At 63.7% G+C, this 15707-nt stretch carries 15 protein-coding genes; 10 read left to right on the forward strand and 5 right to left on the reverse strand.

Annotation, left to right across the window (positions count from 1 at the left end; translation table 11 throughout):
- Nucleotides 1-68 precede the first annotated feature (68 nt).
- From B2G88_RS00415 to B2G88_RS00425, 3 genes are all read left to right on the forward strand, one after another.
- Nucleotides 69-2720, forward strand: coding sequence for an efflux RND transporter permease subunit (locus B2G88_RS00415; RefSeq protein WP_087713673.1), 2652 nt, complete (start codon nucleotides 69-71; stop codon nucleotides 2718-2720).
- A 423-nt stretch (nucleotides 2721-3143) separates the two neighbouring features.
- Nucleotides 3144-4094: an ATP-grasp domain-containing protein gene (locus B2G88_RS00420; protein WP_176393150.1), complete on the forward strand. Its 951-nt coding sequence runs from the start codon at nucleotides 3144-3146 to the stop codon at nucleotides 4092-4094.
- Between the two features lie 2 nt (nucleotides 4095-4096).
- Nucleotides 4097-5026 (forward strand): M50 family metallopeptidase, encoded by a 930-nt coding sequence (locus tag B2G88_RS00425; RefSeq protein ID WP_087713675.1) that lies wholly within the window; start codon nucleotides 4097-4099, stop codon nucleotides 5024-5026.
- Between the two features lie 33 nt (nucleotides 5027-5059).
- Here the strand turns inward: B2G88_RS00425 and B2G88_RS00430 are convergent, their stop codons facing one another.
- Entirely contained in the window at nucleotides 5060-5977 is a 918-nt protein-coding gene (locus B2G88_RS00430) for an HFX_2341 family transcriptional regulator (protein ID WP_054862305.1), read from the reverse strand.
- 113 nt (nucleotides 5978-6090) lie between these two features.
- On the opposite strand from B2G88_RS00430, the gene rtcA reads away from it, so the two are divergent.
- The 3 genes from rtcA to B2G88_RS00445 all read left to right on the forward strand — a co-directional run bounded on the left by rtcA (nucleotide 6091) and on the right by B2G88_RS00445 (nucleotide 9425).
- Nucleotides 6091-7176, forward strand: coding sequence for an RNA 3'-terminal phosphate cyclase (rtcA, locus tag B2G88_RS00435; protein WP_087713676.1), 1086 nt, complete (start codon nucleotides 6091-6093; stop codon nucleotides 7174-7176).
- Between the two features lie 143 nt (nucleotides 7177-7319).
- Nucleotides 7320-8273, forward strand: coding sequence for a bifunctional 2-dehydro-3-deoxygluconokinase/2-dehydro-3-deoxygalactonokinase (gene kdgK1 / locus B2G88_RS00440; RefSeq protein ID WP_087713677.1), 954 nt, complete (start codon nucleotides 7320-7322; stop codon nucleotides 8271-8273).
- A 111-nt stretch (nucleotides 8274-8384) separates the two neighbouring features.
- Entirely contained in the window at nucleotides 8385-9425 is a 1041-nt protein-coding gene (locus B2G88_RS00445; protein ID WP_087713678.1) for a WD40/YVTN/BNR-like repeat-containing protein, read from the forward strand.
- 52 nt (nucleotides 9426-9477) lie between these two features.
- On the opposite strand, the gene B2G88_RS00450 is transcribed toward B2G88_RS00445, so the two are convergent.
- Entirely contained in the window at nucleotides 9478-10290 is an 813-nt protein-coding gene (locus tag B2G88_RS00450; protein WP_245835263.1) for a hypothetical protein, read from the reverse strand.
- Nucleotides 10287-11561: an outer membrane protein assembly factor BamB family protein gene (locus B2G88_RS00455; RefSeq protein WP_054862307.1), complete on the reverse strand. Its 1275-nt coding sequence runs from the start codon at nucleotides 11559-11561 to the stop codon at nucleotides 10287-10289. The genes B2G88_RS00450 and B2G88_RS00455 overlap by 4 nt, the downstream gene beginning before the upstream one ends.
- Before the next feature lie 155 nt (nucleotides 11562-11716).
- Between B2G88_RS00455 and B2G88_RS00460 the strand changes: the two genes are divergently transcribed.
- The 3 genes from B2G88_RS00460 to B2G88_RS00470 all read left to right on the forward strand — a co-directional run bounded on the left by B2G88_RS00460 (nucleotide 11717) and on the right by B2G88_RS00470 (nucleotide 13922).
- Entirely contained in the window at nucleotides 11717-12037 is a 321-nt protein-coding gene (locus tag B2G88_RS00460; RefSeq protein ID WP_054862308.1) for a 30S ribosomal protein S24e, read from the forward strand.
- A gap of 1 nt (nucleotide 12038) precedes the next feature.
- A complete protein-coding gene (locus tag B2G88_RS00465) occupies nucleotides 12039-12173 on the forward strand; it encodes a 30S ribosomal protein S27ae (protein WP_054862309.1) in 135 nt (44 codons plus the stop codon).
- 117 nt (nucleotides 12174-12290) lie between these two features.
- Nucleotides 12291-13922: a bifunctional N(6)-L-threonylcarbamoyladenine synthase/serine/threonine protein kinase gene (locus B2G88_RS00470; RefSeq protein WP_087713679.1), complete on the forward strand. Its 1632-nt coding sequence runs from the start codon at nucleotides 12291-12293 to the stop codon at nucleotides 13920-13922.
- A 4-nt stretch (nucleotides 13923-13926) separates the two neighbouring features.
- Here the strand turns inward: B2G88_RS00470 and B2G88_RS00475 are convergent, their stop codons facing one another.
- The gene (locus B2G88_RS00475) at nucleotides 13927-14148 is read right to left on the reverse strand and encodes a YgaP-like transmembrane domain (protein WP_054862310.1); all 222 of its coding nucleotides are present in this window, start codon (nucleotides 14146-14148) and stop codon (nucleotides 13927-13929) included.
- Between the two features lie 109 nt (nucleotides 14149-14257).
- On the opposite strand from B2G88_RS00475, the gene B2G88_RS00480 reads away from it, so the two are divergent.
- Nucleotides 14258-14914 (forward strand): helix-turn-helix domain-containing protein, encoded by a 657-nt coding sequence (locus B2G88_RS00480; RefSeq protein ID WP_054862311.1) that lies wholly within the window; start codon nucleotides 14258-14260, stop codon nucleotides 14912-14914.
- Nucleotides 14915-14942: 28 nt separating this feature from the next.
- On the opposite strand, the gene B2G88_RS00485 is transcribed toward B2G88_RS00480, so the two are convergent.
- Nucleotides 14943-15638: a YqjF family protein gene (locus B2G88_RS00485; RefSeq protein WP_054862312.1), complete on the reverse strand. Its 696-nt coding sequence runs from the start codon at nucleotides 15636-15638 to the stop codon at nucleotides 14943-14945.
- Between the last annotated feature and the right edge of the window lie 69 nt (nucleotides 15639-15707).

The raw sequence follows: 15707 nt of genomic DNA on the forward strand, positions 1-15707 counted from the left end.
GGGACGACTCGAGTCGGGCCAGTTGACGCGACGAATACGAGTACGCGACCGATAGATATCCGCTGCGAATGAGTCGGTCACTCGCGACACGATATGCGGATGCGCTCGTCGAGCACAGCCGCGTCGTTATCGTGCTCACACTTCTGGTCACCGCGATTGTCGCTGCGGGCGTCGTTATCGGCGACCCCGAAGACGGCGACATCGGCCAGTTCGACGCCGATTCCGAGGAGACCGAGGCACTCGAGGAAATCGAGGCGACCTACGGCACGGACGACGATATCGTCACCCAGATCGTCATTCGTGGAACTGGCGATAGCGCAGATTCCAGCACCGGCGACGTACTCACCCGCGAGTCCTTCCTCGAGGGGCTCGAACTCCAGCAGGACATCCGCGACACCGAGTCGCTAAACGCGACGCTCGCTGACCAGGGCGTTCTCGCCCTCGAGAACGTCGTCGCGACCGGGGCGGTGTTCGAAGACCGCGCCGCCGAGGCGAACGGCCCGCCCGACACCAGCGAACCGACACTCGAGGAACAGATCGAGGCGCTCGAGGACCGCTCTGACGAGGAGTTCGAGGAATTGCTCGAGACGGTGCTCGATCCCGACGGTGACGCGGCCGGCGCGGACGCTGGCAGCGGCGAGGAGGGTGACCCATACGAGTTCCTCCCCACCGACTACGAACCCGGATCGACGACCGCCGACTCGCGCGTCGCGTTCGTCTTCCAGATCGACGACGGCGGCCCCGACGAGGACCCGGAGGCGGCCTACGCGGCCCAACTCGAGATCGACGCCCTCGTCGATGAACGCTTCGACGACGCGTTCGTCTTCGGGCAAGGAATCACCGACGAGGCGTCTTCGAACGCCGTCGGCGACAGTTTCGGTCTCATTACACCCGTTGCGCTAATCCTCGTACTCGTCGCGCTCGGCACCGCCTACCGCGACGTCGTCGACGTGCTCGTCTCCATCTTCGGTATCGCGGTCGTAATGGCCTGGCTCGGCGGCATCCAGGGCTGGCTCGAGGTGCCCTCGAGTCAACTGCTCATCGCCGTTCCCTTCCTGCTGATCGGGCTGAGCATCGACTACTCGTTGCACGTCATCATGCGCTCGCGCGAGGCTCGGACGGGCCAACTCGAGGACGATACGGACGCATCGCCACAGCAACGCGGCGTTCGAAACGGAATGCGCCTCGGCCTCGCGGGAGTCGTCCTCGCACTCGCCGCGGCGACCTTTTCGACCGGCATCGGCTTCCTCTCGAACGTCGTCAGCCCGCTGCCGGCGATTCGTGACTTCGCACTCTTGAGCGCCGGGGGCATCTTCGCGACGTTCGTCGCCTTCGCCATCCTCGTCCCCGCGCTGAAAGTCGAACTCGACGACCTGCTCGAGTCTCGATTCGGTCGGGATCGGACGAAACAGCCGTTCGGGCTTGGAACGGGGCCGGTCAACCGCGCGCTCACGGGCGTCGTCTCGCTCGTCCAGCGCGGACCGGTCGTCGTGGTTCTGATCGCCCTGTTGCTCGCCTCGGGTGGCGTCTACGGCGCGGCTGGCATCGACACGGAGTTCAATCAGGCGGATTTCCTCCCCGAAGATGCCCCTGAGTGGGCGAAGTCCCTCCCCGGACCGATTGCACCCGATACGTACACGATCAGCGACGACGCAGCGTATCTCGGCGACAACTTTCAGGAGCGCGGCGAAGGCTCACAGAGCCAGATACTGATACGCGGGGCGATCACAGATCCGGCCGCGTTGTCGGCCATCGAGTCAGCGACCGACGACATCGCCGCCAGCGACGAGAACACGACGATTTCGATTCGCGCGGACGGCGACCCCGCCGTCGAGAGCCCGGTGACGGCGATTCGGACGACCGCCGCGGAGAACGACTCCGTCGCAACCGCACTCGAGGAACGGGATACAACCGACAACGACCTGCCCGACGAGGACCTCGAGGGACTGTACGACGAACTGTACGCTGCCGACGAGGACGCCGCATCGTCGGTTATCTACCGGACCGACGACGGTGAGTACGACACGATGCGGCTACTCTTGACCGTCCGTGGCGACGCCGCGTCTCAGTCGATTGCAGACGATACGCGCGACGTCGCCTCGATGATCGAAACCGAAAGCGACGGCGCGGTGACGGCCGTCGCCGCTGGTGGCCCCGTCACGACCGCCGTGGTACAGGATGCACTCCTCGAGACGCTCGTGCAGGCGTTCGCGGTGACGCTGGTGGTGATTCTGGTCTTCCTCACGATCCTGTACTGGGTTCGCCACCGCAAGCCCGCCTTTGGCGTGCTCACGCTCGCGCCGGTCGTCGCCGCGCTGGCGTGGCTGCTCGGCACGATGGCCGTCCTCGACGTGCCGTTCAACAGCGAAACGGCCGTCATCACGAGCCTCGCAATCGGGCTCGGCGTCGACTACAGCATCCACGTCAGCGAGCGCTTCCTCGACGAACGCGAGCGCCAGAGCGACGCCAACGGCAATCTGGACGCTGGCGCACTCGAGAATACTCTCCGTGCGACGATCACCGGCACCGGTGGCGCGCTGTTGGGGAGTGCGTTGACGACGGCGGCGGGCTTTGGGGTGCTTGCGCTCGCGCTGGCCCCGCCGCTGCAGCGCTTCGGTCTCGTGACTGGCCTGAGCATCATCTTTGCGTTCGTCGCCTGCATGACGGTGTTGCCGTGTCTGCTCGTGTTGCGCGAGCGGGTGCACGCTCGGTTCGCCTAATGTGACGAACATGGCGATGGCTTGCTCGAGGTCGAACACGCTGCAACAGTAGCGTCGCGCGTCGCTAAAAAAGCGGATCGAGTGGTGTACGTGGGTAATCTACTCGGGTTACCAGCACTTCTCCGGACATTCGCCCGTCGCAAGCGTCGTCACGTCTCCGAGTGTCGTTGCGTTCGACCGTTCCTCGAGGTCTTCGACGAAGTGTATCGGGTCGTTTGATTGGCTCATAGCCGGTCGTCGATACACCTGCTCGTGGGATAAATACAATACATAATTGTTTAGATTATGGTCTGGGGAGAGAAACACAAACGTCAATTTCTGCGGTAGATGTGCTCTAATTCGATGGTACTGGGTCTATAGGACATACTTGCTTGTTGAATGGCTTGAAACAAACTTATGGTCGCTGCGAACGAATGGTTCGCTATGAGTGTGTTACTCCTTGGCCCTCGATCAGATCCGCAACTCGCTGCCGTCGAGCGTGCACTCGAGACTCGAGGCGTCGACACGTGCGTGTGGGATGCCGACGACTGGCCGGGTGCGGGCGCGCTGACGTACCACCAGGGCGACCAGACGCGCCTGACGGTCGACGGGATGCCCGCTGACGGCGTTCACACAACCTATCTCCGGAACTTCGCGCTCAACCCGCGACTGTCCGAGTACCGGGACGACCTCGAGGATCACCCGTTCGCCTTGCTAAATCAACTGCGGGAGTATCAGGCCACCCTCGAGTCGATGCTCTACTCGCTTGCGGCCCGTGGCGTGCGGATGGTGAATCCACTCGAGACGCAGGACCTGCACACCCGCAAGCCCTGGCAACTCGAGCGACTCGACGCTGCCGGCGTGCCAGTTCCGGAGACGCTGACAACGACCGACCCCGAGGCAGTGCGTTCGTTCGCAGATCGACTGGGTGCAATCGTCTACAAACCGGTCAGTGGGGGCGGCCACGCGGCGGTGCTTACCCCCGACGATCTCGACGCTGACCGGCTCTCGTTGCTGGCAAACTCACCCGTACAGTTCCAGGAGTACGTCGACGGCGAGGATATTCGCGTCTTCGTCGTCGACGGCGAGGTCGTCGCCGCCGCCCGGATCGTCTCCGACGAACTCGACTATCGAACAGCCGACCACGACGTCGAACGGATTCCACTCTCCGCGCTCGAGCCCGAGATTTCTGAGGCCGCCGTTACCGCGACAGACTGCCTCGGACTGGCGTTTTCGGGCATCGACGTTATCGACACCGACGGCGGCTGTACCGTCCTCGAGGCGAATCCGTCGCCGATGTTCGCGGCGTTCGACGAGAAGGCGGGGACGGACGTTGCCGGCGCGCTCGCAGACCACCTCGCGACGCCCGCCGAAACGGAACCGGCCGCTGCGTGACCATGTCCGCTGCGCACGACGGCGACGGCGACGGATCGCCCGCCCTCGAGTCGCTCTTTCGCGAGCCGTTCGGCTTTACGTGGGGCGACACGGACGGCACGATCTGGCTGCGGAGTGACGAGGGGTCGTACAAGCGCGTCCATCCGGTCTTCTTCGAGCAACTGCGTGAGATTGCGACTGGCTCGAGCGACCCCGCCGACCACGACGAGCGCGTCCGCGAGACGGTCGCGTTACTGGCTGCGGAGGGCTACCTCGAGTCCGGAAGTGAAATCGTCCGCGAGGAACCACCGCCGGATATCCGACTGTGGCCCCGACTCGGCGCGGTCGCCGGCGTCGTTGTGCTGTTCGTTGGCTGTCTCGCAGTCCGCTGGCCCGAACTCCGACAACTGCCCGCCGACCTCGAGTTCGGCCTCGGACTCGCGCTGATCGTCCTGCCCGTCTTACTCGGCTCGATTGCGCTCCACGAACTCGGCCACTACGTTCCGAGTCGGCGCTACTTCGACCCACAGCTCCGAATCGGGCTTCTCAACAGGGTTATCCCCGCGATCATCACGCGGACGACTGACGCCTGGCGCTGCCCGCGAAACGTCCGTCTCTGGATCAGTCTCGCGGGGCCGGTCGTCGATCTGCTCGTCGCGACCGGCTTCGCCGTCGCGTTCGTCGTCTTCCCCGACCAGCCCATCGTCGGCTTTCTGGCGCTCCTGATCGCCGCACGCGCCCTGTTCGTCCTGAACCCGCTCATCGAAGGCGACGGCTACTGGGCGCTCGTCGATGCCTTCGGTTGGCACAACCTGCGCACGCGTGGCTTTCGCGACCTCGAGCGCCGCGTCCTCTCGGGACCGGCGGTGTACGCAGTCTCGAGTGTCGTCTTTACCGTCGGATTCGTCGCCGTCATGCTGGCCGTGTTGACGAGCGCGATTGGCCTCCGATGAGCCTTCCGGTGCGGTCGAGTTGATTTCGAGTTCTTACGGCGACCCTGGCTCGTCCGAGTGCGCTCGCACCCACAACTCACCGATTCGAGAGAGGCGCGTCCGATACGATTTGCCGTGTTCTTCGCGCTCGATGTAGCCCTTGCCCCCCGGCCCAAGCCGGTCGACGTTGTAGATGACTTTCGAGCGGAAACTATCGGTGTACTCCTCGTTGAGTTCACTCGAGAGCGATTCTGCAAGTTCGGAGACGGAGTCGAACTCCCCGTCCTCGCCTAACTTGTAGAGAATCAACTCCTCGAAGGGTTTGACGTTCGAAAACGAGGCGACGGGCAACTCGACGATGTGGCGACCGTCGATCTCTTTCGCGCCAATCGTCGTCCCGCGCTCGTCGAACTCCGAGAGCAGATCTCGAGCGCTCTCGAGGCGGGTATCGATTCGGTTGTCGTCGATGACGTCGGCGTCTGCATCGCGTTCGTCCTCGAGATCCTCGAGGACGGTGATCTGTTCGCGCAGTTCTTCGGCGAGTTCGGTCTCGAGGTACTTTTCGGGAGCGGTGTAGTAGGTGTGGATCTGCTCGCGGTCGTCTTCGCGTTCGACCATCAGGGAGTTCGCGGCGGTCGCGAACGCGAAACTCACGGTGCGGGGCATCGCGGCGACGTTGACCCAGACTTCGTTGCCGCGATCAAGTTCGGCGGTAATGAGGTCGTAGGCCTGCTCGAAGGCTTCGTCGTAGTTGTAGACGTCCTCGAGAATGAATCGCTCGGTACTCGCCCCCAACAGGTTCCGAAAGTCCGTCTCGAGTTTCTCCGAGAGGTGCCGGGAGTACTCGACGTTGGCCTCGCTCCCGACGGCTCCCTCGAGCAAAATGACGCGCTCGACGTCGATCTGATCGCGGACGAGCGGCGCGATCAGCCGGTCGTAATCGAAGCCGACCGGAACGATGTGGGTCTGCATAGTCAGTACAGTGGGCTGATCGGTATAAAAATCACCAGACTTAGGCTCGCACTCGCTACCTGCGCTCGAGTGCGTTCGATACCGGTAGGAGCCTCGAGTCCGTGTGGCCAGCTATGACACTCTCACGTGAGCCGGACCGCGAACTCGACGGCTCGAGCGCCGGCGGCCAGTTTCTCCGAACCGCACTCGGCCTTGCAGTCCTCCGAAACGAGTCGATTCGGATCGAAAACGTCCGCGGAGATCGGCCGAAACCGGGCCTTCGCCACCAGCATCTGGCCGTTCTCGAGACCATGGCTGCGGTCTGTGACGCCGAGGTTTCGGGTGCGGAACTCGGCGCGGAGACAGTTGCGTTCGATCCGACTCCTGCGAGCGCCGAACCCGACGGCTCGCCCAGTCTGGAGGGCGGCCAGTACGAGGTCGATATCAACACGGCGGGGAGTATCACCCTGCTGTTTGATGCCCTCCTTCCACTCGCGCCGATTCTCGAGTCACCGCTTCGCGTGACGGCCACCGGCGGGACGGACGTCGAGTGGTCGCCGCCGCTTGACTATTTCCACGAGGTCAAACTCCCACTCCTTCGGCGATTCGGCCTCGTTGCGGCCTGTGAGGTCGACCGACGTGGCTTCTATCCGAACGGCGGCGGGCGGGCGACCCTGCATCTTGGCCCCTCGCAACTCGAGTCACTCGACCTCGAGCGACGCGGGCCGCTCGAGGCCGTGCGATTGTATTCGACCGAATCCGAATCGCTGGCTGACCGAGACGTGGCGCATCGACAACTCGAGGGCGCACTCGCGCGCCTCGAGGTCGGCGAGGGCGACGCGCCCGCTATCGAGCGCCACGAGACGACTGCCCCGAGTCCATCGCCCGGCTCAGCGCTCGTGATTCGACTCGACTACGGCACTGGCGTTGCGGGATTTGCTGCCCTCGGCGAGCGCGGGAAACCGGCCGAACGAGTCGGCGAAGATGCAGCCGACGGGGCGAATCGTTTTCTCGAGCGCGAGGCGGCAGTCGACCGCCATCTGGCGGACCAGTTACTCGTCTTCCTCGCGCTCGCGGGCGGGCGAGTTCGGATTCCGGCCATGACCGATCACGTACGCGCCAGCCGCGAGTTGCTCGAGGCGTTCGACATTGCCCTCGAGTTGGACGAACGCGGAGATGACGTGCTCGTAAGTAGTGGGCCATCAGACAGTTTGTTGTAACGAGGTACTGTTCAACTGCGATCTCGAGCGAGACTAATTCCCGGGGTGAAAACGGCTAATTCCAACGAGACCGGTACGACTTATACCACACCCGTTCGTGTATCGAGATATGATCGACCGATTCAACAGTGGGGGACTGTCCCGTGAGTGAACTCGTCTCGTTCGGCGAGACCATGTTGCGATTTTCGCCGGGGAAAGACGAGCGCCTCGAGGATGCAGAGGAGTTCGAAGTCCACGTCGGCGGTGCCGAAAGCAACGTCGCAATTGCGGCCCAGCGACTCGGGACGCCAGCGACCTGGATGTCGAAAGTGCCGGAGAACCCACTCGGGCGACAGGTCGTGGGTAAACTCCGCCAGTACGGCATCGAGACCGACGTCTCCTGGTGTCATCGCGGCCGACAGGGGACCTATTACATGGAACAGGCCGGCGAACCCCGCGGGACGAACGTCATCTACGACCGGCAAGATGCCGCTATTACGACGGCAGAGGCGCGCGAACTGAACCTCGATCTGATTCGCGACGCGACGGTCTTTTTCACGTCGGGAATCACGCCCGCGCTCTCGCCGACGCTGGCCGAGACAACGATGAACCTCCTGAAAGCAGCCAAAGAGGGCGGGACGACGACGGCCTTCGATTTCAACTACCGCGCCAAACTCTGGTCGCCCCAGGAGGCGACGGAGACGCTCACCCAGTTTTTCCCCGGCATCGACGTGCTCGTCATCGCCGCTCGCGACGCTCAGGACGTCCTCGGTCTCGAGGGTGACCCGCGCCAGATCGCGCACAACCTTGGCTCGCAGTACGACTTCGAGACCGTCATCGTCACCCGCGGCTCGGAGGGTGCAATCGGCTGGCACGACAACGTCGTCCACGAACAGGACGTCTACGAAACGGATACCGTCTCGCCGATTGGCACCGGCGACGCGTTTACGGGCACGTTCATCGCCCGCCGACTCGAGGGCGACGACGTGCCGACCGCACTCGACTACGCCTCCGCTGCGGCCGCACTGAAGCGGACGATTCCGGGTGACGTTGCGCTGCTCACTGCAGAGGAGGTCGAATCGGTCGTCAAACACGGCTCGAAAGCGATTTCGCGGTAGCGTCTGCGCCCCGTTCTGTTTTGCGCTCGTTTTGAGCACTGTGAAACTGCCGGCGGTGTCAGGATACGTGATGATCGGTTGTCGTTTGTACGAGTAGCCCGTACGTCCGGTATGGTACGTGTCTACGCCGCACTCCGAGACCGCTTGCTCGTCTGTCACGGATCAGGGACCGTCCCCGACAACTGGGCGACCGAGACGCGACTCGAGGGCCACGACCTCGAGTGTGTCGCCGCCTCGCCCGATGCGCCCGAGACTGTCTTCGTCGGCACATTCGAAGATGGTCTGTTCCGCAGTACCGACGGCGGCCAGACGTTCGAGCGCCTCGAGACTGACTTTGTCAGTGAGGCCGTGATGTCGCTCGCGATCAGCCCGCACGACTCCGACGTGATCTACGCGGGGACCGAGCCGAGTCGCGTCTACCGCAGCACGGACGGCGGCGACTCCTGGACTCTCCTCGAGGGGCTGACCGACCTGCCCTCCGAATCGGAGTGGTACTTCCCACCGCGGCCGCACACTCATCACGTCCGCTGGCTCGAGGTGGACCCGTTCGATCCCGACCGCCTGTACGTGGGCGTCGAAGCGGGCGCGTTCGTCTACAGCACAGATGGCGGCGAGACATGGAACGAACGCCCCGAGGGCTCGCGTCGCGACAATCACAGTCTGGCGACCCACCCCGACCGCGAGGGGCGCGTCTACTCGGCGGCAGGCGACGGCTACGCCGTGAGTGACGACGGCGGCGAGCGCTGGCGACAGCCACAGCAGGGCCTCGAACACACCTACTGCTGGAGCGTCGTCCCCGATCCTGTCGACCCGGAGCGGGTGCTCGTCTCGAGTGCGAGTGGGGCCTCGAGCGCCCACACGGCCGAAACCGCGGAGTCGTACGTCTATCGGCGCGAGGGCGACGAGTGGCATCGACTCGATGACCGCGGGATTCCGATGGGCGACGGCGTGGTCCGGACAGTGTTCGACGCGCCGGCGACAGCGACCGGTTCTGAGACCGAATCCGAACTCGGAAGCGTCGTCTACGGCGTGAACAATCAGGGCCTGTTCGTCACCGACGATTTCGGCGACCGCTGGTCACCGGTCACAATTGACTGGGCGGACGCCCTCGAGAGCCAGACGCCCCGCGGACTGGCAGTGATCGACGCCTGAGGCGAGTACTGCACTGGGTGGCATTGGCGTAGCTCGTCACGGATGCAGGACCTTACTGTGGCCGTGGCTTGGCCGGATCGCTGGTCGTCTCGAGTACGGCAACGATGAGGGCTGCGTGAAGCGGTGCGACGAGTGCCGTCCCGATGAATGGGCCGACGTGTGGGATGCTCGCGAGCAGCCACGAGAGGAGGCCAACGACGAGAATAAGGCTGACTATCGTCCAGCCGTGACCTCGCGTTCGACGCCAGCCCTCACGGACGGCAGCGGCCGGCCTCGCGCCGGCGACGAGACAGCCGGGTACTGCGAACAGGCGCACCAGCACATACGTGTACGTGACAAGCACTGGAACACCGACTACGAGCCCCATTTCTTGGAGCGCCGGAATCTGGCCGAGTACTCGCTGGCTGAGATCGACGATCACGACGAATCCGATGACTGACCCGAGCGTCTCGAGTCGTGGCGTCACCTCGAGTGCCCATGCCATTGCCAGCCCACTGGCAACCGCAATAGCGAGCACCGGCAGTCCATACGAGAGGAGTCCCCAGCCGAGAGACAACGGCTCGAGGCCGATCAGTGACTCGAGCGAAACGGCCGTGTGCCCTATCCCGCGCGGGTAGCCGACGTACTCGATTGAGAGCGCGCTGCGTCCGGCCCCTGCCTCGAGCGTCGGAATCGGGTCCCACTGCCGAATCTGATCGAGGCCGGCGAGGAAGAGGCCAACGACGACAAACGGCACGAATATGCGGGGATGGCGACGCAGGAGAGCGAGCGCCCGCGGGGCAATACCGGCCGGTAGGTCAGCGTTGTCTCTGTGCTGAGTGCCACGCTGGCCTGCTGTCGCCGCCGTCGGTGACTCGTCTGTCATTCGTCTTCGCCCTCCGTTGCCTCCTCGAGTGCAATGACGCGATTCGGGCCGGCGACGTACACCACGCCGTCACCGACGATTGGACTCGAGTAGCCCACTGTCCGGTCGAAGCCGAATTCGTAGCGCCATCGCTGGTCACCGGTCTCGGCATCGATTGCGAGCAGTTCGTCGAGCCAATCATAGCTGAGATAGACGACGCCGTCGGCGACCACTGGATTCACCTGCAGGCCGTACTCGTATCGCCACTCGCGTTCGCCAGTCTCGAGATCGAGCGCGTGCAGCGCCGTTTCGCCGTCCGTAACGAACACCCGGCCGTCGGCGACGGCGGCCGCACCTGTGATCGGATCAGCGAGTACGGATCCCTCGTGGACGTACTCCCACCTGACGCTGCCATCTGCCGGATCGAGGAGCGAAATTGCCTGTCGGCGCGGGACGAGTACTCCCTCGCTCGTCGCCGTCGCGCTGAGGACGCTTCCGTAGAGCAACTCGTCGTCTCTGTACTCGAGTTCGACGCTCCAGCGACGGGCACCACTCGCTCGCTCGAGTGCAACGACGGTCGTGGGCCCGCTCGCGACGTAGACCGTCTCGTCGGAGACAACCGGCCGCGTCGGCTGACTCGAGCGTTCGTCGCCGATCTCGTGACTCCAGTCGACGCGGCCGCTGTTCGCCTCGAGGGCGACGACGCGATTCGTCTCCGGGACGATGGCGTAGATCGTGTCGCCGATTGCAACCGGCGGTGGCCTGTAGGGTGGGGCCGATATTCGTCTGTTCGGCTTCCGGTCGGGTGCGTGCCAGCGCTCGACACCGATGGACCGTCCGAACAGCTCGTAGCCACCTGCTGCGTTCAGGCCGTAGATCCCGCCCTCGCCTGCGACAGCGAACGTATCCGATCTGTAGGCGCTCGCCCTCGCGGGGGCTGGCGACGACTGGTACGATCCCCGGCGCGTAAATCGAACGTCACCGCTTTCGCGCTCGAGTGCAGCAACCCTGTCGCGTCCGACCACGAACAGCGTGTCGCCGACCAGAATCGGCGACGATGGGTATCGGAGTCCGTCGATTTCTTCCACCCAGCGGATAGCTGCCTCGTCCGTCGGCCCCGACGCATCAGGGTTGTACCCGGACCCAGCGCCGTCGGCGCGAGCCATCGGCCACTCGACCGACGCAGTCGCCACACTCGAGGGCTCGACGGGGCCATCGAACGAGCGATACGCGCCGGCGAGAGCCGCCGCCGTGAGGCCACCGCTGGCGATAACCTGCCGTCTGGAGGGCATTACCACCAGTTGTGCAATCGGTGGTATATGTTTTCCTATTGTCAACACTGCGCTCGCTGGCGACTCCGCGAGTCAGCACGGACTCGAGACGACGGTGACCGGTTCGAAATCCTTTTAGGCGCTACAGGGGGATAGTAGAGTAACTGAGTGATATCATGGACGTCGACATCGTTTCCGAATCAGAGAACCCCATGTTGCATCGAACGGACGTTACCTTCGAACTAACCCACGAAGACGCCACGCCAGAGCGTCTGCAGGTCCGAGACAGCCTCGCAGCAAAACTCAACAAGAACGCTGACGAAGTCGTCATCCGCAGCCTCAAGACCAAATTCGGCATGCGCAAAACCGTCGGGCAGGCCAAGGTCTACGACACCGCAGACCACGCCCGCGACGTCGAGCAAGACCACATGCTCGAGCGAAACAAGATCGGTGCTGCCGACGACGCAGATGCAGACGCCGAAGCGGAGGAGGCCTAAGATGGCACGTCACGAACTCTACAACGACGACGGGAGCACGGACCGCGAACAGTGCCCACGCTGCGGTGACTCGTACCTTGCCGACCACGGCGACCGCAAACACTGCGGGAAGTGCAGCTACACCGAGTGGGAGTAACGCCGACGCGAGCGTAGCGAGAGGCCCCGACGGGACGACGTGAACAACCTGTCTGCTCCCGTTGTAACGCGCCTTGACCGCTCGTTCTACCACAGTTTCAATACAAATTCATAAGTCGTGAGTTCTGACACCCGCGTTCTCGGCATCGAAGGCACGGCTTGGGCAGCCAGCGCAGCCGTCTACGACGTCGAAAGCGACGACGTATTTATCGAGAGCGACGCCTACCAACCCGAAAGCGGCGGCATTCACCCGCGCGAGGCCGCCGAGCACATGCACGAGGCAATTCCGCAGGTCGTCGAATCCGCCCTCGAGTACGCTCGCGAGACCACTGAGCGGCCCGCCAATGAGTCGCCCGTCGATGCCGTCGCCTTTGCTCGTGGCCCCGGTCTTGGCCCCTGCCTGCGCATCGTCGGCACGGCTGCTCGAGCACTCGCACAGACGCTCGAGGTCCCTCTCGTCGGCGTCAATCACATGGTCGCCCACCTCGAGATCGGCCGTCACGCGTCGGGATTCGACTCACCCGTATGCTTGAACGCGAGCGGGGCGAACGCCCACCTGCTGGCCTACCGCAACGGCCGGTATCAGGTCCTCGGCGAGACGATGGACACCGGCGTCGGCAACTCGATTGATAAGTTCACGCGCCACGTCGGCTGGTCTCATCCCGGCGGGCCGAAAGTCGAGGACGCGGCGAAAGACGGCGAGTACGTCGATCTGCCCTACGTCGTCAAAGGAATGGACTTCTCGTTTTCGGGGATTATGAGCGCGGCGAAACAAGCATACGACGATGGCGTTCCCGTCGAGGACATCTGCTACTCCTTGCAGGAGACAATCTTCAGCATGCTCACGGAGGTCTCCGAACGCGCGCTCTCGCTAACCGGCAGCGACGAACTCGTTCTCGGCGGCGGCGTCGGCCAGAACGCCCGGCTCAGGGAGATGCTCGCAGAGATGTGCGCTCAGCGCGGAGCCGACTTCCACGCGCCCGAACCGCGATTCCTGCGCGACAACGCGGGCATGATCGCCGTCTTGGGTGCCAAAATGTATGACGCGGGCGATACGCTCGCACTCGAGGACTCGCGTGTCGATCCGAACTTCCGACCGGATCAGGTGCCGGTAACCTGGAGAACCGACGAACCGGATCTCACCCTCGGCCGCGAGGAACGTCCGGGAACGGTCCAGGGTGCTGAAGCCCTCGTCACCCTCGACCCCGACGCCGGCCGCGTCACGAAACGTCGCCAGGTAAAGAGCTACCGCCATCCCCAACTCGACGAGCGCCTGCGAACCGAACGCACGCGACTCGAGGCCCGACTCACGTCGCTTGCGCGCCAGGAAGGTGTACCAACGCCGGTGCTCTCGGACGTAGATGCGACGGAGGCCCGACTCGAACTCGAGTACGTCGGCGAGTGTGACCTTCGCGAGCGGTTGACGCCCGCGACAGTTCGCGATGCTGGGCGGCATCTCGCTCGCATCCACACCGCCGGCTTCGTTCATGGCGATCCGACGACGCGAAATGTTCGAGTCGGGTCAGAGCGAACGTACCTCATCGACTTCGGCCTCGGCTATCACACCGATCACGTCGAGGATTACGCAATGGACCTGCACGTCTTCGACCAAAGTCTCGTCGGCACCGCGGACGACCCTGCCCCCTTGCGCGAGGCGGTTCGCGAGGGCTATCTCGAGGTCGGCGAGGAACGCGTTCTCGAGCGCCTTGCGGACGTTGAGGGACGGGGTCGGTACGTCGAAGACAGCTGACCTGTCACTCCGAGTCACGAGAGCCCGCCGTCGTATCGATGCCAAACAGGTCGTTGCCACCACAGTAGCCAAACAGGACGTTCGGGAGCAATCCAGCGCCGGCGATTCCAGCAATCGCTGCGCGCTCGTACTTGTTGTCTTGATACGCCGATGTCGCGACGACGAGCAGCCAGATTCCGAAGACACCGCGTGCGATGCGATCGAGTCTGCCAACGTTTCGGTTCATTGTACACATTCAGTTGAGAGAACCAACCGGGTAGCAGTAGTGCCGAATATTTCTGCCTCCTTTATATGACGGCGGACGGTACGGATCACCAAGATGTCGTTCAATTAGTATGAAACGCGTTCGTATCACACTTCGACCGACTGGCGCGTACGCACCGCCGATCTACGAACTCCTCGCGGGCGATGCCGACTACCTCGAACAGACCCACATCGTCAACTGGAACGTAGCGACCCCGCCGACGACGTTTTTGCTGTGGCTTCGTGGCGACTATCGGCGGTTCGGCGACGTCCTCGAGACCCACGAGACCGTTCACGACTACGAGATTCTCCCACTCTCGGCGCGGGAGTGTCACTGCTTCTTCCAAGGGGAAGTTGCCACGGCTGCGCGAGCTCTGTTCAAGAACTTTACGCAGGGGAGTCTCATGACGGTGCCACCGATTGAGTGCAACGACGACGGGAGCAACACGTTCACACTCATCGGCTCGGACACGGACATCCAGGCCGCAGTTGATGGGGTGCCCGACGGCGTCAGCGTGACGGTCGACGCCGTCGGCGGCGCAGGAGTCGCGCCCGAACGCGTGCTCGACCGTCTCGCGCCGCGCCAACGAGAGGCGATCAAAATTGCACTCGAGCGCGGGTACTACGACGCGCCCCGCCGAGCCACGATCGACGAAATCGCCGAGGAACTGGAGTGTGCAACCGCGACCGCAGCAGAGCACCTCCAGAAAGGCGAATCTGTTGTGATCGCTGCGCTGTTCGACGGCTAAGGTTGTCCAACGGTGGACTCTGACGAGGCTACGGCCTACACCGCTGGCTCGTCTCGGCGACGACCTCGAGCCCCGGACTGTAGTAGTAGGTAGGCTCTGACTCCGGCCGCGCGAACCCGTTCGCTGCTAACAGCGTGTTCCGCTCGACGGTCGCGGTCGCCGGATACAGCGTCCACGGCTCGTGGGCAACGTCGGTGTAGCGGAGCGAGCCGTCCGGTGCCTCCGTGTAGAACCGGTAGCGTTCGACGAGAAACTGGGCGAGCGGGTCCTCGACTGCAGAGAAAGATTCACCTGTCGGCCGATAGGTGGCCTCGTAAACGCCAGGTCGATCGCCGGGATGTCGCCGTCGGCTTTCGAACCGGATCTGATTGCCCGTCGACTCGAGCGAGATACGCGCGTAGTAGTACGGAAGGTGGTGGAATGCTCGAGCGCCGAGTACGCTCGCGATGCCCTGTGCGTCGAGGCTGAAGAAGTAGACCGCCGGTTCGCCATCGCGAGTGACGTACGTCCGAACGTTGATCTCCGGCAGGGGGATCCCCAGTCGTCTCGGGACACGGCGGGGCCGCACGTCGACGTTAGTAAACGGAATAATCGACAGCCAGCCCGACCCGTCGTACGTATCGACAGCGAGCATGTCGGGAAGGTGTGCCTCGAGCACAGTTTCGTCGACCGGCCAATTCTGAAATAGGAGGTGACGCCAGCCCATCTCGAGAGGGAAGACCATACAGAACGATTCGCAAGAAGACGTGAAACGTGTTGTCGTCCGGTTCTCCGCCCGCAGTGCCGGTCTCGG

The organism is Natronolimnobius baerhuensis (assembly GCF_002177135.1).
In the GTDB taxonomy this organism is placed as follows: domain Archaea; phylum Halobacteriota; class Halobacteria; order Halobacteriales; family Natrialbaceae; genus Natronolimnobius; species Natronolimnobius baerhuensis.